This is a genomic window from Actinophytocola sp. KF-1 (assembly GCF_054661535.1).
Genome location: NZ_BAAFVK010000001.1, coordinates 673,225 through 696,296, shown reverse-complemented (window position 1 = coordinate 696,296; position 23,072 = coordinate 673,225). Strand labels below are relative to the sequence as shown.

The 23,072-nt window shown below is 70.8% G+C and carries 21 protein-coding genes and 1 riboswitch; of the genes, 5 read left to right on the top strand and 16 right to left on the bottom strand.

Going from position 1 to position 23,072, the window contains the following annotated elements; translation table 11 throughout:
* Positions 1–30 precede the first annotated feature (30 nt).
* From ACYQ77_RS03455 to ACYQ77_RS03435, 5 genes are all read right to left on the bottom strand, one after another.
* Positions 31–1,083, bottom strand: coding sequence for a substrate-binding domain-containing protein (locus ACYQ77_RS03455; RefSeq protein WP_459707298.1), 1,053 nt, complete (start codon positions 1,081–1,083; stop codon positions 31–33).
* A gap of 53 nt (positions 1,084–1,136) precedes the next feature.
* Positions 1,137–2,075 carry an ABC transporter permease gene (locus ACYQ77_RS03450; protein ID WP_459708130.1) on the bottom strand — a complete coding sequence of 313 codons (939 nt, stop codon included), beginning with the start codon at positions 2,073–2,075 and terminating at the stop codon, positions 1,137–1,139.
* A gap of 89 nt (positions 2,076–2,164) precedes the next feature.
* On the bottom strand, positions 2,165–3,691 hold the full coding sequence (locus tag ACYQ77_RS03445; RefSeq protein WP_459707296.1) for a sugar ABC transporter ATP-binding protein: 1,527 nt from the start codon (positions 3,689–3,691) through the stop codon (positions 2,165–2,167).
* Positions 3,692–3,800: 109 nt separating this feature from the next.
* Complete coding sequence (locus tag ACYQ77_RS03440; protein ID WP_459707294.1) at positions 3,801–5,033, bottom strand: ROK family protein; 1,233 nt, start codon at positions 5,031–5,033, stop codon at positions 3,801–3,803.
* Between the two features lie 1,229 nt (positions 5,034–6,262).
* A complete protein-coding gene (locus tag ACYQ77_RS03435) occupies positions 6,263–8,830 on the bottom strand; it encodes a helix-turn-helix transcriptional regulator (protein ID WP_459707293.1) in 2,568 nt (855 codons plus the stop codon).
* A gap of 84 nt (positions 8,831–8,914) precedes the next feature.
* Between ACYQ77_RS03435 and ACYQ77_RS03430 the strand changes: the two genes are divergently transcribed.
* Positions 8,915–9,523, top strand: a complete 609-nt coding sequence (locus ACYQ77_RS03430) for a dihydrofolate reductase family protein (RefSeq protein ID WP_459707292.1) — start codon at positions 8,915–8,917, stop codon at positions 9,521–9,523.
* 10 nt (positions 9,524–9,533) lie between these two features.
* Here ACYQ77_RS03430 and ACYQ77_RS03425 read toward each other — a convergent pair whose 3' ends face one another.
* Positions 9,534–10,649, bottom strand: coding sequence for an ROK family protein (locus ACYQ77_RS03425; RefSeq protein WP_459708128.1), 1,116 nt, complete (start codon positions 10,647–10,649; stop codon positions 9,534–9,536).
* A 202-nt stretch (positions 10,650–10,851) separates the two neighbouring features.
* On the opposite strand from ACYQ77_RS03425, the gene ACYQ77_RS03420 reads away from it, so the two are divergent.
* Complete coding sequence (locus tag ACYQ77_RS03420) at positions 10,852–11,034, top strand: YegP family protein (protein WP_459707290.1); 183 nt, start codon at positions 10,852–10,854, stop codon at positions 11,032–11,034.
* Between the two features lie 381 nt (positions 11,035–11,415).
* On the top strand, positions 11,416–12,456 hold the full coding sequence (locus ACYQ77_RS03415) for a D-alanyl-D-alanine carboxypeptidase family protein (protein WP_459707288.1): 1,041 nt from the start codon (positions 11,416–11,418) through the stop codon (positions 12,454–12,456).
* Positions 12,457–12,628: 172 nt separating this feature from the next.
* On the opposite strand, the gene yhjD is transcribed toward ACYQ77_RS03415, so the two are convergent.
* From yhjD to ACYQ77_RS03400, 3 genes are all read right to left on the bottom strand, one after another.
* The gene (gene yhjD, locus ACYQ77_RS03410; protein ID WP_459707286.1) at positions 12,629–13,651 is read right to left on the bottom strand and encodes an inner membrane protein YhjD; all 1,023 of its coding nucleotides are present in this window, start codon (positions 13,649–13,651) and stop codon (positions 12,629–12,631) included.
* A gap of 38 nt (positions 13,652–13,689) precedes the next feature.
* Positions 13,690–14,709, bottom strand: coding sequence for a tryptophan--tRNA ligase (gene trpS, locus ACYQ77_RS03405; protein WP_459707284.1), 1,020 nt, complete (start codon positions 14,707–14,709; stop codon positions 13,690–13,692).
* Between the two features lie 424 nt (positions 14,710–15,133).
* Positions 15,134–15,862 carry a transposase gene (locus tag ACYQ77_RS03400; RefSeq protein ID WP_459708127.1) on the bottom strand — a complete coding sequence of 243 codons (729 nt, stop codon included), beginning with the start codon at positions 15,860–15,862 and terminating at the stop codon, positions 15,134–15,136.
* Positions 15,863–16,305: 443 nt separating this feature from the next.
* A riboswitch (guanidine-III (ykkC-III) riboswitch) is annotated at positions 16,306–16,375 on the top strand.
* Positions 16,376–16,382: 7 nt separating this feature from the next.
* Between ACYQ77_RS03400 and sugE the strand changes: the two genes are divergently transcribed.
* Positions 16,383–16,697 (top strand): quaternary ammonium compound efflux SMR transporter SugE, encoded by a 315-nt coding sequence (sugE, locus tag ACYQ77_RS03395; RefSeq protein ID WP_459707282.1) that lies wholly within the window; start codon positions 16,383–16,385, stop codon positions 16,695–16,697.
* Between the two features lie 4 nt (positions 16,698–16,701).
* Here sugE and ACYQ77_RS03390 read toward each other — a convergent pair whose 3' ends face one another.
* Complete coding sequence (locus ACYQ77_RS03390) at positions 16,702–16,944, bottom strand: hypothetical protein (protein WP_459707281.1); 243 nt, start codon at positions 16,942–16,944, stop codon at positions 16,702–16,704.
* A gap of 178 nt (positions 16,945–17,122) precedes the next feature.
* The gene (locus tag ACYQ77_RS03385; protein WP_459707279.1) at positions 17,123–17,776 is read right to left on the bottom strand and encodes an HD domain-containing protein; all 654 of its coding nucleotides are present in this window, start codon (positions 17,774–17,776) and stop codon (positions 17,123–17,125) included.
* A gap of 56 nt (positions 17,777–17,832) precedes the next feature.
* On the opposite strand from ACYQ77_RS03385, the gene ACYQ77_RS03380 reads away from it, so the two are divergent.
* Positions 17,833–18,564 carry an MBL fold metallo-hydrolase gene (locus ACYQ77_RS03380; RefSeq protein WP_459707277.1) on the top strand — a complete coding sequence of 244 codons (732 nt, stop codon included), beginning with the start codon at positions 17,833–17,835 and terminating at the stop codon, positions 18,562–18,564.
* Here ACYQ77_RS03380 and ACYQ77_RS03375 read toward each other — a convergent pair.
* The 5 genes from ACYQ77_RS03375 to ACYQ77_RS03355 all read right to left on the bottom strand — a co-directional run bounded on the left by ACYQ77_RS03375 (position 18,561) and on the right by ACYQ77_RS03355 (position 23,056).
* Positions 18,561–18,896: an SH3 domain-containing protein gene (locus ACYQ77_RS03375; RefSeq protein WP_459707275.1), complete on the bottom strand. Its 336-nt coding sequence runs from the start codon at positions 18,894–18,896 to the stop codon at positions 18,561–18,563. The genes ACYQ77_RS03380 and ACYQ77_RS03375 overlap by 4 nt on opposite strands.
* A gap of 186 nt (positions 18,897–19,082) precedes the next feature.
* A complete protein-coding gene (locus tag ACYQ77_RS03370) occupies positions 19,083–20,303 on the bottom strand; it encodes an NADP-dependent isocitrate dehydrogenase (RefSeq protein ID WP_459707273.1) in 1,221 nt (406 codons plus the stop codon).
* Positions 20,304–20,391: 88 nt separating this feature from the next.
* Positions 20,392–21,519 (bottom strand): serine hydrolase domain-containing protein, encoded by a 1,128-nt coding sequence (locus ACYQ77_RS03365; protein WP_459707271.1) that lies wholly within the window; start codon positions 21,517–21,519, stop codon positions 20,392–20,394.
* A gap of 451 nt (positions 21,520–21,970) precedes the next feature.
* Entirely contained in the window at positions 21,971–22,525 is a 555-nt protein-coding gene (locus ACYQ77_RS03360) for a GNAT family N-acetyltransferase (RefSeq protein ID WP_459707269.1), read from the bottom strand.
* Between the two features lie 9 nt (positions 22,526–22,534).
* Positions 22,535–23,056 (bottom strand): hypothetical protein, encoded by a 522-nt coding sequence (locus tag ACYQ77_RS03355; RefSeq protein WP_459707267.1) that lies wholly within the window; start codon positions 23,054–23,056, stop codon positions 22,535–22,537.
* Positions 23,057–23,072: the final 16 nt, after the last annotated feature.

The window sequence follows — 23,072 nt, the reverse complement described above, 5'->3', positions numbered from 1 at the left end:
CGCCAACACACCCGCTTCGTGGTCCACCGATCAGGAGAAGCCGACGTCCATGTAGTCGTCGACGTTCTCCTTCGTGACCACGGCCGAGTACGTCGTGATCGACGAGGGGATCTCGTGCTCCGCGAGGTCGCCCATGCCCTTCGCCTGGCCCAGCAGACGAGCCAGCGAGATGGCGGACGACGCCATCGAGGGGCTGTAGAGGACGGTGGCCTTCAGGACGGAGTCGTCCGCCTTGATGTGGTCCATCGCGGCCTTCGAACCCGCGCCGCCGACCATGATGAACTCGGAGCGGTTCGCCGAGGTGATCGCCGCGAGCACGCCGACGCCCTGGTCGTCGTCGTGGTTCCACAGCGCGTCGAGCTTGCTGGCGCCCTGCAGCAGGTTCGCGGTCTGCCGCTCACCGGACTCCACCGTGAACTCGGCGGCGACCCGCGGCCCGACCTGGAAGCCCGCCTTGGCGAGCGCGTCCTTGAAGCCCTGGCTGCGCTCCTGGGTCAGCGGCAGCGAGTCGATGCCGGCCACCTCGCCGATGATCGGGTTCGAGACGCCCTTCGCCTTCATCTGCTCGGCGATGTAGTTGCCCGCGTTGACGCCCATGCGGTAGTTGTCGCCGCCGATCCAGGTGCGGTAGGCGAGCGGCGTGTCGAAGATGCGGTCCAGGTTGATCACCGGGATACCGGCGTCCATGGCCTCCTGGCCGGTCGCGGTGAGCGCCTTGCCGTCGAACGGCAGGATCACGAGCACGTCGACCTTGTCGTTGAGCAGCGTCTCGACCTGCGCGATCTGCTGGTTGACGTCGTTCGTGCCCTCGGTGGCCTTGAACGTGACGTCCTCGAACGCCTCGGCCTGCGCCTGCGCGTTCTTGGTGATGGCCGCGATCCAGCCGTGGTCCGCCGCCGGCGCGGAGAAGCCGATGGTGACCTGCTTGCCCTTCTTGGCGTTGTCACCACCGCCCTGCGCGACCTGCTGCGGCTGTTCGGCGCCGGAGGAGTTGGAGGTGCAGCCGACCAGCACGGCGCTCGCGCCGAGCGCGCCGGCACCGAACAGGAACCGGCGGCGGGCCAGGGACGGGTCGATGGACATGGGTACTCCCTTGTACTGAAGTTCTTGCTGTGTCGGGGTTTCGGTTGCAGGCTCTATGTTCGTGCTGACTTGCGCGTGCGCGCGGTGGCGGCCTGCAGCAGCACGGCGGCCACGATGATCACGCCCTTGGCGATGTTCTGGGTGGCGGTGTCGAGGTTGTTCTGCGTGAAGATGCTGTTCACCACGGTGAAGATCAGCACGCCGATGAGGGTGCCGATCAGCGTGCCGCGGCCACCGGAGAGCAGTGTGCCGCCGATGACGACCGCGGCGATGGCGTCCAGCTCGTAGAACTGACCGTTGGTCGAGGCGCCCGATGTGGTGCGGGCGACGACCATGATGGCGGCGATGCCGCAGCACAGGCCGGCGATGCCGTACACCATCGCCGTGTGCAGCTTGACGTTGATGCCCGCGAGGCGAGCGGCCTCGGCGTTGCCGCCGACCGCGAACGTGCGGCGGCCGAACGTGGTGCGGTTGAGCACCACCCAGCCGACGGCGAACACGAGCGCGAGCAGCCAGATCAGCACCGGGATGCCGAGCAGGTCGCCGCGGAAGAACTCGAGGAAGCCCTGCTCGGACACGACCTGGGTCTGCCGGCCGGACAGGCGCTCGGCGAGACCGCGTGCGGAGGCGTACATGGCGAGCGTGGCGATGAACGGCACCACCTTGCCGTACGCGATCAGCACGCCGTTGATCAGCCCGGCGCCGAGGCCGACGGCCAGCGCGCAGATCACCATCACGAACGGGCCGTACTCCTGCGTGGCCACGGTCGTCATCCACACGCTCGCGAGCGCGGTCATCGAGCCGACCGACAGGTCGATGCCGCCCGCGATGATCACGAACGTCATGCCGACGCTGACCACGCCGATCGCTGCGGCGAGGCGCAGCATGATGGAGATGTTGCTCTCGCCGAGGAACGACTCCGGGTTGAGCGCGTAGCCGACCGCGCACAGCGCGACGAGCACGCCGATGAGGATGGCCAGCCGGATGTCCATCCGCAGCCCGCTCGGCGTGCGCACGCCCTTGGTCGGTCCCGCCTGGACCGGTTCCTCCACTGTGGACGGAGTCTTCTCACTCACGTCGCTCATGCCATGACCTCGCTGCCTTCCATCACCATGTCCAAAATGGCCGCCTCCGTCAGCTCGCTCGCGGGCGCCTCGGTGAGCACCCGCCCTTCCCGCATCACGAGCACCCGGTCGGACAGCCCGAGCACCTCGGGCACCTCACTGGAGACGAGCAGCACCGCGACCCCGGTCGCGGCCAGCTCGTGGATCAGCCGGTAGAGCTCGGCCCGCGCCCCGACGTCGACACCGCGGGTCGGCTCGTCCAGCAACAGCACCTTCGTGTCCCGCACCAGCCACCGGGCGACGACCGCCTTCTGCTGGTTGCCGCCCGAGAGCGTGCGCACCTCGCGGCGCGGGTCGGCGGGTCGCAGGTCCAGCCGTTCGAGCGTGGCCCGCGAGTCGCGCAGTTCCTTGCGCTGGTCGGTGAACCCGAGCCTGCTGTACGCGGGCAGGCTCGCCAGGGTCACGTTGTTCGCCACCGACTGGTCGAGCAGCAGGCCCTGGCTCTTGCGCTCCTCCGGCGCGAGCCCGATCCCGGCGGCCACCGCGGCGATCACACTGCCGGGCTTGAGCCGCTTCCCGTTCACCCACACCGAACCGGAGTCGGACTTCCGCGCGCCGTAGACGGTCTCGAGCACCTCGCTGCGCCCGGCGCCGACGAGGCCGGCGATGCCGACGATCTCGCCCGCGTGCACGGTGAAGCTCACGTCCTCGAACTCGCTGCCCCGGGTCAGGTGCTCGACCCGCAGCACCTCGTTGTCCTCGTCCACAGTGGTCACGTCGCGGTGCGGGAAGACGGTCTCGACCTGCCTGCCGGACATCAGGTTGACCAGCTCGGAGGTCGGCGTGTCGGCGGGCAGGTTCGACCCGACCGTGCGGCCGTCCTTGAGGACCGTGACCCGGTCGCCGATGCGGCGGATCTCCTCGAGGCGGTGGGAGATGTAGACGACCGCGACCCCGTCGTTGGTCAGGTCCTCGACGACGCGGAAGAGGTTGTCGACCTCGTCGGCGGCGAGCGCGGCGGTCGGCTCGTCCATCACGATCAGGCGGGCGTCGTGCACGAGCGCGCGGGCCATCGACACCAGCTGCTGGCCCGCCGCGGACAGCAGCCCGACCTCGCGGCCCGGCGGGATCTCCGGGTGGCCGAGACGGGCCATCAGCTCGCGGGCCTTGTTGCGCGCGGCGCGGCGGTTGCTGAAACCGAACGTGGCGGGTTCGTGGCCGAGGAAGATGTTCTCCGCGACCGAGAGCCCCTCGACCAGGTCCAGCTCCTGGTACATGGTCGCGACACCGAGCTTGAGCGCGGCGACCGGCGAGCCGAGCGTGGCGGGCTGGCCGCGCCAGGTGATCACGCCCTGGTCCGGCTGGTGCGCCCCCGCGAGCACCTTGATCAGCGTCGACTTGCCCGCACCGTTCTGCCCGAGCAGGCAGTGCACCTCACCGGCGCGGACCTCGAGGTCCACCCCGTCGAGGGCACGCACGCCCGGGAAGGTTTTCACGATGCCGGACATGGTCAACAGCACCTCAGCGGGTTGACCAGTGTTCATGATTCGCTCCGCTTCTCCGCTACCACGCCGTCTTCCCTCGTCGCGTGCTCGGCGCTAGCGCGCCTGCGCGCGCTCCTCAGTCCAGACGCCGCGCGCTCCGTCGCTCTGCTCATGCAGGCGCCTCCTCTGGTTCCTCGGCGGTCTGGATGACGGGCACGACCGTCGGGTCGTCGAGCACCCTGCGCAGCGACGCCAGCGCGCCGCCGGTGGTCGCCGCGGTGAACCCCAGCCGCGAGCCGACCACCGTGGCGCCGCCCGCGCCGGGTGCGAGCACGTGGGCCACGACCTGGTTGCGGATCGGCTCGACGAGCCACTCCGGCAGCGCGGCGAAGTACCCGCCGAGCACGACCACGGCCGGGTTGAGCAGGTTGACCAGGAACGAGACACCCAGCCCCAGCGCGGTGCCGATCTGGTGGAGCGCGTCGAGCGTGCGCCGGTCGTGCTGCTCGGCGCGGGCGCGGACCATGCGCATCCGCTGGTCGAGGTCCAGGCCGGGGTCGCGGATCGGGTCGTCGGGGTCGGCGCACGCGTGCAGCAGCGCGCCGAGGCCGACCTGCGTCTCCCAGCACCCGCGGCGCCCGCACGAGCAGTAGGGGCCGAGCGGGTCCATGGCCATGTGCCCGATCTCGCCCGCGAACCCGATCGACCCGCGCACCAGGCGCCCGCCCGCGATGACGCCACCGCCGATGCCGAAGTCGCCGGTCAGGTAGACGAGGTCGGCGACGTCGGAGTCGGCCTGCTCGGCGAGCGCGCCCAGGTTCGCGTCGTTGTCGACGACGATCCGGTCCAGCGCCAGCCCGGTGCGCGCGGCGAGCCCGTCGGCGACGGCGACGTCCCGCCAGCGCAGCCGGGGCGAGAAGGTGACGGTGCCGGCGGCGGTGTCGACCAGGCCGGGCACGGAGACGGTGACACCGACGGCGTTCTTGAGCCCGGCCATCGCCTCGATGGCGAGCTGCGCGAGCTGGTCCAGCGTCTTCTCCGGCCCGATGCCGGGAACGTCCACCGCGACGCGCCGCTGGAAGAGCACCTGCCCGCCGAGGTCGGTGACGAACGCCCCGACGTGCCCGACGTGCACGTCGAGCCCGACGCCGCACACGCTGTCCGGCCGCAGGTCGACCAGCTGCCCGGGTCTGCCCTGCCCGCCCGCGGAGATCCCGGCGTCGTGGACGAGCCCGCGCGCCTCGAGGTCGGTGACGAGGCTGGAGACGGTGGCCTTGGAGAGACCGGAACGCACGGCGAGCTGCGCGCGGGACAGCGCGCCGTGCTCGCGGAGGGTACGCACGAGCAGCGCGAGGTTCCCTCTGCGCAGACCGGCCTGGTCTGCCGGGCGGCTCTGGCCCACCGGCGCTCCACTTCGTTGAGGGCCCGATCGAAGACCGGTGCTCTAACTCACAAAGCAGGGTGTCGCAGGGTCCTCATGTCCCGCAATACCCCGTTTGGCGCAACATCTGGATCGATCTTTCGCTTGTTCTGAGCAAAAGTCCTGTCAAACCGACGGGAAGTCAACCCGTTGGACGCGAAGCGTGAAAGAGAACACAGAGTCCTGTGACGGCCGGGGTTGTCCACAGGTGGCGGAGTTGTCCACAGGCCCGGCTCACGCGCCGGGTTTCGTCGGCCCCCACTGGTAGACTGGCAAGGCGGGTCGCCCCCGGGAATGGGTGGGGCTTGACCTACGTACTGGGGTGCCGGATTTCGCTCGTTTTCGTGTTGGTGGTTTTCCCTCCGGGGGTCCTCGCCGGACGGGCTGGTCTCCGGGATGGCGGGGTTTGGTCTCGGGCTGGGTTGGCGAGGACTGGTGTCCGTGGCTGTCTGCCACCCCGTCGATCTCCCGCGGGGCTATCACACCGCGTCAGGAGGGCCCGGCGGCTTGGGCACGGTGTGCTGTGGGTTTCGGGCCCCCTTGACGCGGTGTGATCGGGCTTCGCCAGGTCGACGGGATGGCAGGCAGTCCTTGTGTGGTGGGCTGCGCTCGGCTTCGCGGGCCGGGCGCGCAGCGCTCGGCTTGCCGGGCGCAACCCGCTTCGCTGGCCGGGCGCGCAGCGCTCGGCTTGCCGGGCACAGCCCGCTTCGCTGGCCGGGCGCGCAGCGCTCGGCTTGGCGGGCACAGCCCGCTTCGCTGGCCGGGCGCGCAGCGCTCGGCTTGGCGGGCGAAGCCCCCTTCGCTGGCCGGGCGCGCAGCGCTCGGCTTGGCGGGCGAAGCCCCCTTCGCTGGCCGGGCGCTTCTCGCCCGGCTTCCCGCGTGGCGGTTGCGCCGCGAAAGACCCGACCGCGGCATCGGCCAGTGCTGCGAAAGGCGCGTTCGCGGCGTTGAGTGCCATAACACGCCTCTCGCGGCTCTGGCTCACCCGCTTCGCGGGCCGCCCGCTTCGCGCCCGGCTTCCCAGGTGGCGGTGCGCCGCGAAAGGCGCGTTCGCGGTATCAGCCAGCTTCGCCGGCCGGGCGCTTCGCGCCCAGCTCCCCGGATGGCGGTTGCACCGCGCAAGACCCGATCGCAGCATGCGGCTCGCCCCCGGCGGGGCGTGTCGGGGAGCGAGCCGCGGTCGGACGCGGCGGCGGCCCTGCGCCCCCAGGTCACAGCCCCTTCGAGGTCTCCTCCGCCGATGCGCGTGCCAGCTCGGTCCGGTTCGCCACGCCGAGCTTCGCGTACGCGCGCGCCAGGTGCGTCTTCACCGTGCCTCGGCCGATGAACAGCTCCGCCGCGATCTGTGGGTTGCTCATGCCGCGCACCGCCAGCTCCGCCACCGAGCGTTCCGCCGGCGTGAGGCTCGCCCACCCCGTCTCCGGGCGTGAAGCCAACCGTCGCACCCGCAGTACGCGGTCCACCGCCTGGTCCAGCGTCAACCCGCGGCCGCGGTCCAGCGGGACCTCGACCGTCGGCCGCGCTGCCAGGTAGCCCGTTTCCTCCCGGGCCCTGGCCGCCGCGCCGAACAGCAGGCCCGCACGGTCCGGGGTGCCCGCCAGCGCCGCGAGTGCTTCCAGGCTGTCGACGCAGCCGAGCACCAGCCCGTGCTCGTGCCGGATGCGCAGTGCGTCTCGGTGCAACCCCGCCGCCGCGACCGGGTCCGTCGGCGTCAGCTGGGCGGCTCGTTCCGCCAGGGCTGTCGCCCGCAGCGACGGCATGGCCGTCAGGGTCGGTGACGCCGACGCTTCCTCCAGGCGGCGGCTCGCGGCGTCCACGTCGCCGGCCGCGCGCAGTGCCGCCGCGTGGGTCAGCAGCAGGTCCGGGGTGAACGCGTGCCACTCCCGCTCGCACCAGGTCAGAGCCGCGTCCACCGCCCCGCGCCACAGCGCCACCTGTGCCCGGGTCGCGAACCACCCCGGGACGTACGGCGGGGCCGACGCCTCGTCGATCACCCGCTGCAGCTCGTCCAGGATCGTTTCCGCTTCCGCCGGGCGGCCCCGCAACGCGACCACCCGGGCCAGGGTCCACGCCGCCGTGCCGGAGCGGACGAAGTCGCGCAGCGGCGCGGCCGCCTGCCTGGCCTGCACGGCGGTCTCCTCCGCCGCTGCCAGGTCAGCGGTACTGGCGTGGCCGATGGCCAGTGCGGCCAGGCCCGTGGTCGCGATCCCCCGGTCGCCGCGGCGCAGCAGCGCGGGCGCCGAGCGCGCCAGCCACTCGCGGGCGCTCGCGTGGTCGTCGCCCAGCTGGTCGATCAGGCCCACCAGCACCCCGGACGCGTCCCGGCTGAACGGGTCGTCCGCAGCCTCGCGGTACGTGCGCAGGGCCAGGGCGCGTGCCTCGTCCAGGTCCTTGTGGAGCAGGCCGATCGCCGTCAGTTGCTGCGCCAGCAACCGTGTGCCCTCGTCCCCGCTCAGCGCCACCGCGCGCTCGGCCGCCGCGAACGTGTCCGCGTCCGGGCCCACGACCTCGCCCACCAGCGCCAACGACACCAGGACCCTGGCCTGCAGCGCGTCGTCGTCGCCCGCGTCGAGTGCCGCGGCGCGTTGGAGGAGCTCCCGGCCCGCCCGGTCGCCCGTCAGGTGCCACCACCACGCGGCCGCCACGCACAGTTCGCGGCCCAGGCGCGGGTCGCCGCCGTGCAGGCACCACTCGGCGGCGGTCCGCAGATCCGCGCGGAACTCGTGGACCCGCTCCCGCCACCGGTCCTTGTCCTCCGCCGCCAGCGGTTCCAGTGCGCGCAGCAGCTCGAGCTGCACCTGTGCGTGCCGGTGCCTCGCCGACGTCTCCTCCCCCGCCTCACGAAGACGGGCCAGCGCGTACTCCGCCACCACCGTCAGCATGCGGTACCGCGCCCTCGGGCCGGACACGTCGCACACGACGAGCGACTTGTCGACAAGTCCACGCAACGCGGGGAGCAGGCCGCCGCCCATGGCCCGCACCGCGTCCGCGCCGAACTGCTGGAACGGGGCGAGCCTGCGCAGCAGCACCCGCTCGTCCTCGGTGAGCAGCCGATGGCTCCACGCCATCGAGTCGGCCAGGCTGCGCTGCCGGAACGGGGCCTGCCGCCCGCCGCCGTCGAGCAGCGGGTGGTCGGCGCCCTCGTGCAGCATCTCCGCGATCTCCCGCAGCGACAGCGTGCCCGCCCACGACGCCGTCAGCTCCAGCGCCAGCGGCAGCCGGTCGAGGCGGTCGCAGATCCGGCGGGCCGCGGCACGTGCCTCCGGGTCGTCCGGATCGGCACCCGCTCGTGCCAGCAGGAGGTCGATCGCCTCGGTCAGCACCATCGGCGTCAGCCGCCAGACGCGCTCGCCCGTGATCCCCAGGGGTTCGCGGCTCGTCGCCAGGACCGTCAGCTCGGGGCAGCGGCTCAGCGCGACCTCGACGAACGCGGCCGTGCCCGCCCGCACCTGCTCGCAGTTGTCGATCACGATCATGGCCGGGCCGCCGGCCAGGGTGGCGACCAGCGCGCCAGGGTCCGCGTGCGGCACCGGCACCTCGAGCGCCTCGGCCACCCGCTCGACCGCCTGGTCGTCGCGGGTCACCTCGGACAGGTCCACCCAGACCGCGCCGCCCCCGGACACCTCCCGCGCGGCCCGGACCGCGAGCCGGGTCTTGCCGCAGCCGCCGGGCCCGGCCAGCGTCAGCAGCCTGGTCTCCCGCAGCGCCTGCGTCACCGACGCGAGTTCCGCCGCCCTGCCGACGAACGTCGACAGGTCCCCCGGGAGGCGACCGACCATGGCCGATGAGTCTGCCACCCGGTGCGCGAAACATCTGCCACCTGGCAGACGCATGGTCCCGGCGCCGCGACCACGATTCACGTCATGACACAGACGAACACCAAGCGCACCGTCGTCGCGAGCTTCAGCGTCTCCCTCGACGGGTACGTGACCGGCCCCGGCGGCCCCTTCGACATGAGCTGGGTCGCCAAGCACGCGGTCAGCGACCAGGCCAGGGAGATGATGACGAGCTTCGTCAACCACGGCACCACCGCGCTGCTCGGCCGGCGCAACTACGAGGGGTTCCGCGGCTACTGGCCCGCGGTCGGCCGGGACGAGAACGCCGACCCCCGTGACCGCGCCTACGGGCAGTGGCTGGACACGGTGGAGAAGGTCGTCTTCTCCACGACCCTGACCGAGACCGACTGGACCGGCGCCCGGGTCGTCGACGCCGACCCGGCCGAGGTCGTCCGGGAGCTGCGCGAGCAGGACGGCGGCGACATCATCGTCCAGAACAGCCTGAGCCTGGTCCGCGCGCTGCTCGCCGCCGACGAGGTCGACCGGATCAGCATGGTGCTGTGCCCGGAGCTGTCCGGCGGCGGCGTGCGGCTGTTCGAGGACGGCTTCCCGTCGACGTCGTGGAGCCTCACCAACGTGACCACCACGGACACCGGCGCGATCGTGCTGGTCTACGACCGGCTGCGCACGGCGTGAGCAGGCGGTGCTAGTTCATCGGGGCGAACGCGCGGTCGGTCGCCGACCAGGCCGCGCCCGTCACGCCCGCCAGGTCCCCGAGCTCGGACAGCACGATCGGCAGGTTGCCCGTGGCCAGCGGCAGCGAGCGGCGGTACACCGAGCTGCGGACCTCCGCGAGCAGCGGGTGCCCGAGGCGGGACACGCCGCCGCCGATCACGACCATCCCCGGGTTCAGGAAGCTGACCAGCGACGCGACCACGTGCCCGAGGCGCCTGCCGCCCTCGCGCACGAGGTTCGCCGCCGCGAAGTCGCCGGCCACGGCGGCGTCGCCGACGTCCTGGGCGTTGAGCCTGCCGTGGTCGTTCAGCTTCTCGGCGAGCATCGTCGACCGGCCGGACCTGGCGAGCGTCAGCGCGTCGCGGGCGAGCGCGGCGCCACCGAAGTACGCCTCGAGGCAGCCGACCTCGCCGCACGCGCACGCGGGGCCGTAGTCGTCGAGCCGGATGTGCCCGATGTCGCCCGCGGTGCCCGCGACGCCCCGGTACACCTTGCCGCCGAGCACGATCCCGCAGCCGATGCCGGTGCCGACCTTGACGAAGATGAGGTCGTCGAGCGAGCGGGCCACGCCGGCGTGGCGCTCGCCGAGCGCCATGACGTTCACGTCGTTGTCGACGGTGACGGGGCAGCCCCACTTGCCCGCCAGCTCGTCGCGCACGGGGTAGCGGTCCCAGCCGGGCATGATCGGCGGCGCGACCGGCATGCCGTCGCGGAAGCTCACCGGGCCCGGCAGGCCGATGCCCGCGCCCATGAGCCTGCCCGGCGCCTTCTGGAGCACGCGTTCGGCGAGGTCGACCACGCGGCCGAGCACCGGCGTGGGGCCCTGGCGGACGTCGCACTCCTCGCTCTGGCTCGCGAGCACCTCGCAGCGCGCGTCGGTGATGGCGACGTTGACCGAGGTCGCGCCCACGTCGGCGGCGACGAACCGCAGGTCGTCGGCGAGGTGGACGAGCGTGGACCGGCGCCCGCCCCGGCTCGCGGCGGGGCCGCCGATCTCGACGAGACCCGTGTCGACCAGGCGGGACAGCTCGCCGGTCAGCTTGGCGCGGGGCAGGTCGAGCCGTTCACCGAGGGCGACGCGCGACATGGGGCCCTCGTCGCGCAGTAGTGCGAGCAGCCTCGACTGCTGCCGGGAGGACACCCTCGCCTGCTGTCCGGGGCTCGGCGCGTTCACGTGACCAATCTAGCCCCAAAGGGGTGGGCGGCGGACGTAAACTGCGGCGCCCGCGTCCCCGTGATCCCCACCGCGGCCGCGGCGAACCCACACGTCAGAGCTGACTGGAGAGCACATGGCCGCGAAGTTCGAGATCTACACCGACTCGAAGGGCGAGTACCGCTTCCGCCTCAAGGCGGGCAACGGCGAGGTCGTCGCCACCGGCGAGAGCTACAAGACGAAGTCGGGCGTCATCAACGGCGTCGACGCGGTCAAGCGCGCCGCCGCCGAGGCGGAGATCGACGACCAGACCTCCTGATTCGATTTCACCCGAAAAGGGGCTTTGCCGGCGCGCGCTAGCAAAGCCCTTTTCCCGGCCTTCGCAGAGGGTCGGCGCGGGTGTACGACGCGTAGGTCCTAGGCTTCTCCCGTGCGCCAAGCAGCCACCAGGTTCGTTCCGGCTCTCGTCTTGTCGCTGTGCGCCCTGGTCATCACCACAATCGTCGCCGCTCCCGGTGCCGCGGCCGCACGCTCGGCCCGCCAGGTGGAGCCGACGACCGGTGACAACGACTCCGCACAGGGCGCGTGCCAGAACCGCCAGCTCCCGCCGCCACCCGTCGACACGTCGGAAGAGCCGAAGCCCGGCGAGCCGAGCCCGGAACCACTCCCCGTACCCGAAGACCCGGTCGGGGGAACTCGTATGGGTGAGTGCGGCCTCGTGCAGCCCGAGGGCAGCGAGGCCCCGCCGAAGGTCACCGCGGCCACGTGGGTCATCTCCGACCTCGACTCCGGCAAGGTCCTCGCCGCGAAGGACCCGCACGCCCGCGAGCGGCCCGCGTCGCTGATCAAGGTGCTGCTGTCGATCGTGGTGATCCGCGAACTGCGCCCGGAGACCGTCGTCACCGGCACGCAGGAGGACGCGAACCAGGAGGGCACGAAGGTCGGCATCGGCCCCGGCGGCAGGTACACGGTCGAGCAGCTGCTGAACGCGCTGGTGATGCGCTCGGGCAACGACGCGGCGTACGCCCTGGCCAGGGCACTCGGCGGCACCGAGGCGGCGCTGGCGAAGATGAACGCGCTGGCCAAGGAGCTGGGCGCGCTCGACACCCGCGCGGCGACCCCGTCCGGCCTCGACGGTCCCGGCATGATGACGTCCGCGTACGACCAGAGCCTGATCTTCCGCGCCGCCATGGCGCACGAGGAGTTCGCGAAGGCGGCCAGGACCCGGCAGATCGACTTCCCCGGCTACGGCGGACGCCCCGGGTTCCAGGTCAACAACGACAACCGGCTGCTCGGCGAGTACGAGGGCTTCCTGGGCGGCAAGACCGGCTTCACCGACGACGCCCGGCACACGTACGTGGGCGCCGCGGAACGCGACGGCCGCCGGCTCGCGGTCGTGCTGTTGCGCGGCGAGCGGGAGCAGGAGCCGCTCGCCCTGCAGGGCGCGGCGCTGCTGGACTACGGGTTCGCCCTGGCGAAGGCGGACGTGAAGCCGGTCGGCGAGCTGGTGACCCAGTCACCGGAGGCACAGCCCAAGCCGAACCCGAACAAGCAGGGTGAGCAGACCGAGTCCGATGCCCGGCCGGTGTCGAACGAGGAGCCCACCGAGGCGGAGACGGACCGGTCGGCGTTCGGGAACGTCGGGCTGCCGCTGGTCGTCCTCGCGGGCTTGGCGGTGCTGGTGGTGCTGGGCATGTGGATGCGCCGCCGCCGTGCCCGCGCGGCCCGCGCCGCTCGCTGAGTTGTCCACAACCGGTCCGGTTGTCCACAGATCCCCGGCAACGCCCGGAATTGTCGGTCCCCCCTGGTAGACTGGCATGGCGGGTGGCCCCCGGGAACGGGTGGGGGTTGCCGTACGTACTGGGTGGGGCGTTTTCGCAGGTCAGCGGGGGGTTTGGGCGTCGTTCAGGGGCCTATTCCACCGGGCGCTTCTTCTTGCGCAGCAACAGGCCCAGCACCGCGCCGACACCGACCAGGCTCGCGGCGCTCCTCGCGTCCGGGCCCTTGCGCACGACCATCCGCGGGCTGATCACCGCGGGCGGGGGCGGCGCCGGCGGCTCCTCGATGATGTTCTCGCGCGCGGTCGCCGTCCACGCGGTGATGAACAGCAGGAAGCGGGACACGAAGTTCGCGAACAGCAGCAGACCCAGGATCGGGCCGAACACCGTGCCCGCCGGGGACGTCGTGACGCTCGCCAGGTAGATCGTGAAGACCTGTTTCAGGACCTCGAACCCGATCGCGGCGGCGATCGCGCCCCGGATCGCCGACTTCGCGCTCACGCGTTCACGCGGCAGGCGGGACAGGACCCACAGGAACACCAGCCAGTTCGCGGCGAGCGACAGGACGATGGTCGCCAGCCGCAACAGGAACAGCGCCCACGCGTCGTCGTCCAGGCCGACCAGGTTCAGCAGCCACGAACCGAGGCCACCGCCCACTGCGGACAGTCCGAACGAGATGCCGAGCGCCAGGCCGAGACCCAGCAGCGCGAGGAGGTCCTTGGCCATTGTGGACAGGAACGGCCGCTGCCTGTTCTCCTGGCCCCACTGCGCGGTCAGCGCGTCCCGCAGGTTCGACATCCAGCCGAGGCCCGAGTACACGGCCGCGAGCAGGCCGAGGACACCGACCGTGCTGCGGGACTTGATTGCCTCGTCGACCACGTCGTTGATGGTCTCCCCGAGGCCGGACGGCACCGCCTCGGTGATGCCGTTCTTCATCTCGGTCAGCAGTGTGTCGTTGCCGACCAGGACGAAACCGGCGATGGCGAACGCGATCATGATGAGCGGGAACAACGACAGCACGCTGAAGTACGTGATCGCGGCGGCGTAGTGGTTGCCGTACCGCTCGGTGTACGACTCGCCGGCGCGCACGAGGTGGTCCAGCCACGGCCGCTTCCTGCGCTGCCGGGTCAGGAAGGATTCTTTGTCCGCCACAGACAAACGCTAGCCCCCGCGGGCCGTGTTCGCAGGACGAACGCCTACGCGGGTGTCAGGAACCCGAGCTTGTCGTACGCCCGCGCCAGCGTCCGCGACGCGACCTCGCGTGCCCGCTCCGCGCCCCGCGCCAGGATCTTGTCCAGCTCGGTCGTGTCGTCCAGGTAGGACTTCACGCGGACCTGCACCGGGGTGACGAACTCGACGAGCGCCTCGGCGACGTCCTTCTTCAGGTCGCCGTAGCCCTTGCCGGCGTAGTCGTCCTGGAGCTCGGCCGCGGTGCGGCCGGTGAACGCCGACAGGATCACGAGCAGGTTGGACACGCCCGGCTTGCGCTCCGGGTCGTAGACGATCTCGCGCTCGGTGTCGGTGACCGCGGAGCGGATCTTCTTGGCCGACACCTTCGGGTCGTCGAGCAGCTCGACGATGCCGCTCGGCGAGGACGCGGACTTGCTCATCTTCGCGCCCGGGTCCTGCAGGTCGTAGATCTTGGCCGCGTCCTTGAGGATGTACGGCTCCGGCAGCGTGAAGGTCTTGCCGAAGCGGGTGTTGAAGCGCTGCGCGAGGTCGCGGGTCAGCTCGAGGTGCTGGCGCTGGTCCTCGCCGACGGGCACGTGGTTCGCCTGGTAGCACAAGATGTCCGCGGCCTGCAGCGACGGATACCCGAAGAGGCCGAGCGTGATCCGGTCCTGCGCCTGCTTGGCGGACTTGTCCTTGAACTGCGTCATGCGGCTCGCCTCGCCGAAGCCGGTGAGGCACTGCATCACCCAGCCGAGCTGGGCGTGCTCGGGCACGTGGCTCTGCACGAACAGGGTGGCGCGGTCGGGGTCGATGCCGAGCGCGAGCAGCTGGGCGGCGGACACGCGGGTGCGCTTGCGCAGCAGCTTGGGGTCGTGCTCGACGGTGATCGCGTGCAGGTCGACCACGCAGTAGAACGTCTCGTGCGTCTCCTGGAGGGCCACCCACTGGCGCACCGCGCCGAGGTAGTTGCCGAGGTGGAACGAGTCCGCCGTCGGCTGGATCCCGGACAGGACTCGGGGGCGACGTTCTTGCGTTTCCTGCACGGGACGATTCTCCCAGAGGCGGAGGGGCGTGGCCTCCGGCCCCCTCGAACCACGCTACGGCATGCCACCGACAGTTCCGGCCGGGCGAAGGTGGTTGGTGGGGTGGTTGTCCACAGGTGCCCGGGCTGTCCACAGGCCGCGGCTCGACCGGCCGTTGTTGTCGGTCCCCCTGCGTAGGCTGGCAACCGGGGGCCGGAGGCCGCCCCTCGACGCGGGGGCGACCTTGTGGGGCTCCCCCGGGCACGACGCGAGCGGTCATGACAGCCGGACAATCGCGGTTGCCCAGCGGAAGCGGCAGGTCGCGGAGCCGAACGCATGCGGTCGATCGCGGAGAGGCGAACGCGAAGCCAAGTGGTCGCGAAGCCGCAGCGAACGTGAAGGCCCAACCGCCGAACGACACCTAGACGGGTAATGCGTATGTCGGTCAGTGGTCGTAGGCGGTCAGGGACCGGGTGAGGGGTTGGTTGGTGGCACGGTTGTGCCAGATGGCGGCGGTCAGGGCCAGAAGTCGTTGGGCGATGCGGACTGCGACGCCCTCGATGGTGCGTCCGCCGTGCTGTTTCAGATCCAACTGGCCTTTGAGCGTGTCGTTGACCGACTCGATGAGCTGGCGGATCGACTTGAGCAGCGGCTCACCGGGATGGGGTGTGCGGTTGCGGTAGGACGGCCGGATCAGCAGGACTCCGCGTTCGTGCAAGAACTGGTCCAGTTCACGGGAGACGTAGCCCTTGTCGGCGATGATCAGCAGTCCGGGACGCTCGGTGAGCAGGTCGGGTTCGTGGTCGCAGATCGCCATGAGCACCCGCCGCTCGTCGATCTTCGGATCGGCCAGCGCCCAGGTGACCGGTAGTCCGGCCGGGGTGCAGACCAGGTGCAGGCGCAGGCCCCAGAACCAGCGCGGTAACGCGGCGCGCAGGCGCCGGTTGTAGCCGGATTGACCGGGCAGGTTGCGGAACGCGCCGGGCATCCTGAGGGGTAGGAACCGCAGCCAGCGGGCCTCGGAGGTGAACCCGAGCAATGCCTGGGCCACGGCCAGGGTGACCAGCTCCGCGTCGGTGAGCTTCGGTGGTCTGCCCATCCGACGCCTACCGGCGAGGTGGTCATCGATCTTGACGTGGAGTGCGGTGAGAAGGGTGTTCAGGTCGGTCGTCACAAACTGATCTTGAACACCCTTCGCCGTCACCGGCCACCGCCCCGACTTACGCATTACTCGTCTAGCGGAACGCCCCGAAGACCAACGACCACGATGACCAACCGGACGCGGACACCGAGCGGACGCGGACCGAGCGGACGCGGTAGACGACGGTCGTAGCGAACAGTGGCGGAGCCGAACGCGACAGCCGACCGGTCGCGAACGCCGAGCGGGTGCCCGCGGTCGCCTAACCGAGCGGGAAGCGATCGCCCTGCCCAGCGGAGTGCACGCGATGGCCGACCGCGGACGAGAGCGCCCGAGGGCGGGCGTGGCCTCCGGCCCCCTCGAACCACGTTACGGCATGCCACCGACATTTCCGGCCGCCCGACCGGCACCTGTCCACAGGCTGGTGAGGTCGCTCTCCATCACCAGCCCGCACGGGACGCCGTGGGGTAACTTCGGAACCGGTGCCGCGATCAGGCGGGCACCCCGGACGAGAGCGTGCCGTACCCGGCCAGGCAAAGACGGCGCGCAGCCGACCATGAACTGGATCATTCTCGTCGTTTCCGGGCTGTTCGAGACCGTGTGGGCGATCGCCCTCGGGAAGAGCTCGGGGTTCACCAAGCTGGTTCCGTCGCTCGTGTTCTTCGGTGCGCTCGTGCTCAGCATGGGCGGGCTGGCCTACGCCATGCGCACGATCCCGATCGGCACCGGCTACGCGGTGTGGGTGGGCATCGGCGCGGTGGGGACCGCTGTGTTCGGGATGGTGTTCCTCGGCGAACCGGCCACCGTCGCGCGGTTGCTCTGCCTGTTGTTGATCGTCGTCGGGGTTGTCGGGCTCAAGCTGGCCCACTGACCGCTCAGGCGGCCGCCTTGTCGGCCGGGTCCGCGGCGTCGGCGACGGCGGCCGCGGCGACCACGCGCCTGCGGTGCCGCACGAGGCCGGTCACCAGACCGCCCAGGCCGACCACGATGGCCGCGATGCCGACCGGGCCGATGGGGAACTGCATGCTCGACGCGGCGACGCCGTCCGCCGTGCTCGCGCTCGCCACCGCCGCGCCGGTCACCAGGGCGACCGGCACCAGGGCCAGGACCACACTCACCCGAACCAGCTCGACCACCGCCGAGACAACTCGGTTGCGCACTGGTGCGCCTCCTGCGCTCGTCACCATCGGGTAACCCCCGTTTGGGGGACCGCAGACTGGGAACTCCACACACGGTGGTGTCGAGTTAGCCCAATCGGTACGTCGCGGGAGAGTAGACCCCTCGTTGTGCGGACGATCACTCGGGTCGGGCACCGCCTTGTTGACCTGCGGCGACCCAGCCGTTGCGCTCCGCGCCCGCGATGAGGGCCCGCATCGCCTCTCCCAATGCCATAGACGCTTCACCGATGTGTGCGGTTCTGTCCCGGACGGTGTCGGCTGTGACTCCCGGTGTCAGCCACGTGCCGCCGCCCGCCATCCAGTTGAGCAGGTTGGGCTCGAGGCGGTCGATGGCCTTGGCGAACCTGGCCTCCGGCGTCCTGCGCTCCTCGAACTCGTCCCACAGCGCGCGGAACTCGCGCGCCTGGTCGGCCGGCAGCAGCCCGAACAGCTTGTCCGCGGCGGCCAGCTCGCGTTCGACCTGGTCGGTGCGCAGTCGGTCGTCGTAGAGGGGCGTGTCGCCGGCGTAGATCTCGACGAGGTCGTGCACGACGACCAGCCGGATCGTGTGCCCGACGTCGATGGGCTCGTCGGCGTACTCGGCGAGCACCGGGACCATCAGCGCGAGGTGCCAGGAGTGCTCGGCGTCGTTCTCCCGCCGGTCCGCGGCCGCCAGCGTCGACGCCCGCAGCACCGTCTTCAGCCGGTCGACCTCGATCAGGAAGGCCAGCTGCTGCCCGAGCCGCCCGTCGATGGGCAACGGCCTGCGTTCGGTGAGCAAGGGTTCGTCCACGCCGCGACCCTGTCACCCGCCCGGAAGCGCGGGCAACCCGGTTACGCTGCCGCGTCGTGAAGATCACCGTTCTCGGGAGCTGCGCCGCCTGGCCCGAGCCCGGGCGCGCGTGCGCGGGGTTCCTCGTCGAGCACGCCGGGTTCCGGCTCGTGCTGGACCTGGGGTTCGGGACACTGCCCCGCCTGCTCGCGCTGTGCCCGAACGGGGCCGTCGACGCGGTCGTCGTGACCCACCAGCACAGCGACCACTGCGTCGACCTCAACGGGCTCCTGCGGGTCCGCCACTACGGCGAGCGGACGTTCGACCGCATCCCGCTGTTCTGCCCGCTCGGGGTGGCGGAGCTGGTCGACGGCCTCGAACCGGAGCCGCGGCTCGCCGAGCTGTTCGACGTGCACGAGCTGCCCGCCACCCACAAGGTGGGCCCGTTCGAGCTGACGAGCGTCGAACTGCCGCACTACGTGACCAACGCGGGCGTACGGCTGCAGGCTGGGCACAAGACGGTCGCCTACACGGGTGATACGGGGCCGTCGGAGCGGCTCGCCGAGCTGGGTCGCGACGCCGACCTCTACGTGATGGACGCGACGCTCCAGCACCAGCCGGAGGGCCCGCGCAACGTCCTGTCGGCCGCGGAGGCCGGGCACTGGGCGGCACAGGCACGCGCACGGCGCCTCATGCTCACGCACTTCTGGCCCGGCAACGACCGGGGCGTGTCGCTCCGGCAGGCCGCCGAGCACTTCACCGGCGAGCTGCTCGCCGCCGACGAGGGCCTGGTCGTCGACCTCGGCTAGCAGCTCGTGCCCGCGAGCGGGCGCAGGTACTGCTCGGACACCCAGCGGCCCTCGCCCAGCTTGCGGAAGCCGTTCTTGACCTCCGTCGAGGCGTCGACCTCCTCGCCGCGGGCCAGCTCGTCGACCACGTTCCGCGGGTCGATGGCGGGCGCCGACCGGACCCGCAGGCCGTCGGTGGTGGACTCCACGCGGCAGGCCGCCGTCTCACTGGACGCCGGCGTGTCCCGCTGCTCCTCCCGCCGCTGGTCGGCGCCCTGCACGTACAGCAGCCCGACCCCGGCGAGCAGCACGAGGGCGATCAACGTCCGCTTGCCACTCCACTTGATCTTCACCGGCATGCTCCTCAACGCGCCGTGGCTTCACCGACCTGTATAGCTCAGCTCCGTCGAGATGCACATGATTGCCATGACGAACCACTCTGCCGAAGCAGCGCCGCGGCGGCCGCCGCCACGCTCCGTGAAAAACAGCGGAGCCACGCCCGGCGCGCGGGCGTGGCTCCTCCGGTGTCGCGGAGAGAATCAGGCGGAGGCCATCTTCTTCTGCAGGTTCTCGTCCAGGGTCGCGAGGAACTCCTCGGTGGTCTGGAACTCCTGGTCCTTGCTGATCAGCAGGGCCAGGTCCTTGGTCATCCTGCCGCTCTCGACGGTCTCGATGATGACCTTCTCCAGGGTCTCGGCGAAGCCGATGACCTCGGGCGTGCCGTCCTGCTTGCCGCGCGCCTCGAGGCCGCGGGTCCAGGCGAAGATCGACGCGATCGGGTTGGTCGACGTCGGCTTGCCTGCCTGGTGCTGGCGGTAGTGCCTGGTCACCGTGCCGTGCGCGGCCTCGGCCTCGACCTTGCCGTCCGGCGTCATCAGCACCGACGTCATCAGGCCGAGCGAGCCGAAGCCCTGCGCGACCGTGTCGGACTGCACGTCACCGTCGTAGTTCTTGCAGGCCCAGACGTAGCCGCCCTCCCACTTGAGCGCCGCGGCGACCATGTCGTCGATGAGCCGGTGCTCGTAGGTGAGGCCCTTGGCGTCGAACTCCGACTTGAACTCGTTGTCGAAGATCTCCTGGAACACGTCCTTGAACATGCCGTCGTAGGCCTTGAGGATCGTGTTCTTGGTCGACATGTAGACCGGGTACTGGCGCTCGAGGCCGTAGCGGAACGACGCGCGCGCGAAGTCCTCGATGGAGGAGCGGTAGTTGTACATCGACATCGCGACGCCACCGCCCTCCGGGTAGTTCGCGACCTCGAACTCCATCGGCTCGCCGCCGTCGGCCGGGGTGTAGGTGACCGTCAGCGTGCCGGGGCCGGGGACCTTGAAGTCCGTGGCCTTGTACTGGTCACCGTGGGCGTGCCGGCCGACGATGATCGGCTTGGTCCAGCCCGGCACCAGCCGCGGGATGTTGGAGATGACGATCGGCTCGCGGAAGATCACGCCGCCGAGGATGTTGCGGATGGTGCCGTTCGGGCTCCGCCACATCTTCTTCAGGCCGAACTCCTCGACCCGCGCCTCGTCGGGCGTGATCGTGGCGCACTTCACACCGACACCGTGCTTGGCGATCGCGTTCGCGGCGTCGACCGTGACCTGGTCGTCGGTCGCGTCCCGGTGCTCGATGCCCAGGTCGTAATACTCCAGGTTGATGTCCAGGTACGGGTGAATCAGCTTGTCCTTGATGAACTGCCAGATGATGCGGGTCATCTCGTCGCCGTCGAGCTCGACGACCGTCCCCTGGACCTTGATCTTGGCCATGTGCCGGGATGCTCCTCTCCGCGTCTTCGGTGCGCGCGTGCGGTACGTTCAGCCCCCGCAAACGGTACACGCGTACTGCTAGGCCCGCTCAGGCGAGGCCCGCCACCGCCGCGATGATCTTCCGCGTCACGACCGGCTGCTCGCTGCCGCCCATGTGCAGTGTGTTGACGGAGAACACGACGCGCATGCCGAGGTCCCTCGTGGCCGCCATGCCGTTGTTGTAGCCGGGGCGGTCGCCGGTCTTGCCCCAGAACTCGGTGTTCCCGGCCATGAGGCGCGCGATGCCGTGCCCCAGGTAGGCGTGCTGGTCGCTGCCGTGCAGGTCGACGTCGGGGATCTCGAAGAGCAGGTCGGTCTGCGCCTTCGGCAGGAGCCTGCCGCCCAGCAGCGCCGTGAGGAACCGGTCCAGGTCGGGCGCGTTGGAGATCATCTCGGCGGCGGCCCACTGGTAGGTCGGGTTGGCCGCGGTGATGTCGGTGTAGGTGCCGTCCTGCTCCTCGTAGCCGCGCGCGTGCGGCCCGCGGATCTTGGTGTCGGTGCCCGGGACGGTGGTGGCGGACAGGCGCAGCGGCTTGATGATCCCGTCGCGGATCGCGTCGCCGTACGGGCGGCCGGTGACCTTCTCGATGACGGCGCCGAGGACGAGGTAGTCGATGTTGCCGTACTTCTGGGCGGTGCCGGGGTCGAACAGCATGTCCTTGGCGGTGCCGTTCTTGTAGAAGGCGAGGTCGAACAGCTGCCGCGGCGTCCAGGTGTCGAAGCGGTGTTCGAGGAACCAGACGGGGTCCTTGTGGTCGATGTCCATGCTCGGCAGGCCGGACGTGTAGGTGAGGAGCTGGTCGATCGTGATGGGCGGGAACTCGGCCGGGAGGATGCCGCGGTCGTAGGACTGCACGGTCCGGTGCAGGTTGAGCTTGCCCCTGGCGACCAGCTGCAGGGCGGCGGTGGCCGTGAACGTCTTGGTCATGCTGCCGATCCGGAAGCGGCCGTTGACCGGGACCTTCTGTCCGGTGTGGACGTTCGCGACGCCGGAGGTGCCGCGCCAGTCGCCGTGGTCGGTGCGGACCTGGAGGAGCGCGCCGCTCGCCTCGTCGTTGGGCAGGCCCGCGATGGCGGCCTCGAGCGGGGCGGGGTCGAGCGGTTCCGCGGCGGCCGGGGTGGCGATGGTGGCGAGCGCGGCCGCGGCGGCGACAGCGATGGTCGTGATTCGTCTCATGCCGGAAAGCCTTGTGGGGAAAGCGATCTCCGCCATCGGGGGTGAACCCCTGGATCTCCCTGAGACCGTCCCCCTGGGTGCGCTCGGAGAGCGTCCTGGTCCGGCACGCCTCGCCGAGACCGGGCCGAAGCGGTCCGCCACCAACGGAAAGGCGCCCGCAACAAGCCGCTGACCTGCGGAAACTCCCACCCAGTAAGTCGGGTGGACGGCACCCTCGTGCCGACCCGTGACCCTCGAGTGGCGACGCCGTCGAAGAACTACCGCGAGTCACGGGCCACCAGCCAGCCACAAGACCACTAACGAGCCATCACTCACCGGTGGGCACCGACAATTCCAGCGCGTCGCGCGAAACTGTGGACAACCGGCCCACCTGTGGACAACTCGACGTCGTGCGGGCCGGTCTGTCGGGGGTGCGCGTTACGCTGGAAACCGGGGGCCGGCGGCCGCCCCCTCACGTCCTGGCGCGCCACTCCTCCGCCAACATGGCGTACACGACCTCGTCGGTCCATTCGCCCTTCACGATCTCGTTCTTCACGAAGTGCGCCTCCCTGCGCATGCCGAGGCGCTCCATGAGCTTCGCGGACGCGGTGTTGCGGGCGTCGGCGCGGCCGATGATCCGGTGCAGGCCCAGCTGCTCGAACCCCATCCGCAGGACCTCGACCGCCGCCTCGCGGGCGTAACCGTGGCCGTGGTGGCGCGGGTCGAAGATGAACCCCAGCTCACCGCTGCCGTGCTCGGCCGACAGCCACCGCAGGTTCACCTCCCCGATCAGCTCCCCGTCGTGCTCGACGGCGAAGACGACACCGTCGCCTTCCTTCTCGATCGTCGGGTGGTCGATGCGGAACTTCAGCGACTGCGCCGACTCCTCGCGGGTCCGCGCCTCCCACAACAGGAAGCGGGCCACGTCGGGCAGGCTGTGGTAGGCGTGCAGCGCGTCGAGGTCGGACTCGGTGAACCGGCGGAGGACGAGGCGGGCGGTCGTGATCGGGTAATCGGGCTTGAGCACACCGCCAAGCTACGCGACCCGGCGCGTGCGGCCCCACGGCTTGAGGACCGACAGCACCGCGTTCGTCACGTACATCGTCGTCGACACGCAGCCCGCCGCCAGCATGTCCAGCGCCAGCGGGCCCGTGTCGGCCAGCTGGTCGGCCGGGGTGACCGCCATCAGCGCGGACAGCTCGCTCAGGCCCGGCAGCAGCGACACCGGGATCAGCACGACGGCGATCACGGTCAGTGCCAGCTTCACCGCCACCCACCAGTACCTGATCAAGCCCCATCTCGTGTAGATCCCCAGCAGCACACCGGACACCAGCGCCAGCAGGCTCACGGGGATCAGCAGCGTTCCCCCGACCAGGTACATCGCGCCGAACGCCGTGTGCTGCGTGCCCGGGTCGTCGGTGGTCAGGCCGGTGATGGCGAGCGTCAGGTTCCCGACGTTGAGGCCGAGCCACCCGACGGAGACGACGATGTGCAGCAACAGCAGCAGCTTGTACGTCGTCGGGGTCAGCCTGCGCGTGCGTTCGATCGTGGTGGTCATGCCCTTTATGGTCGTT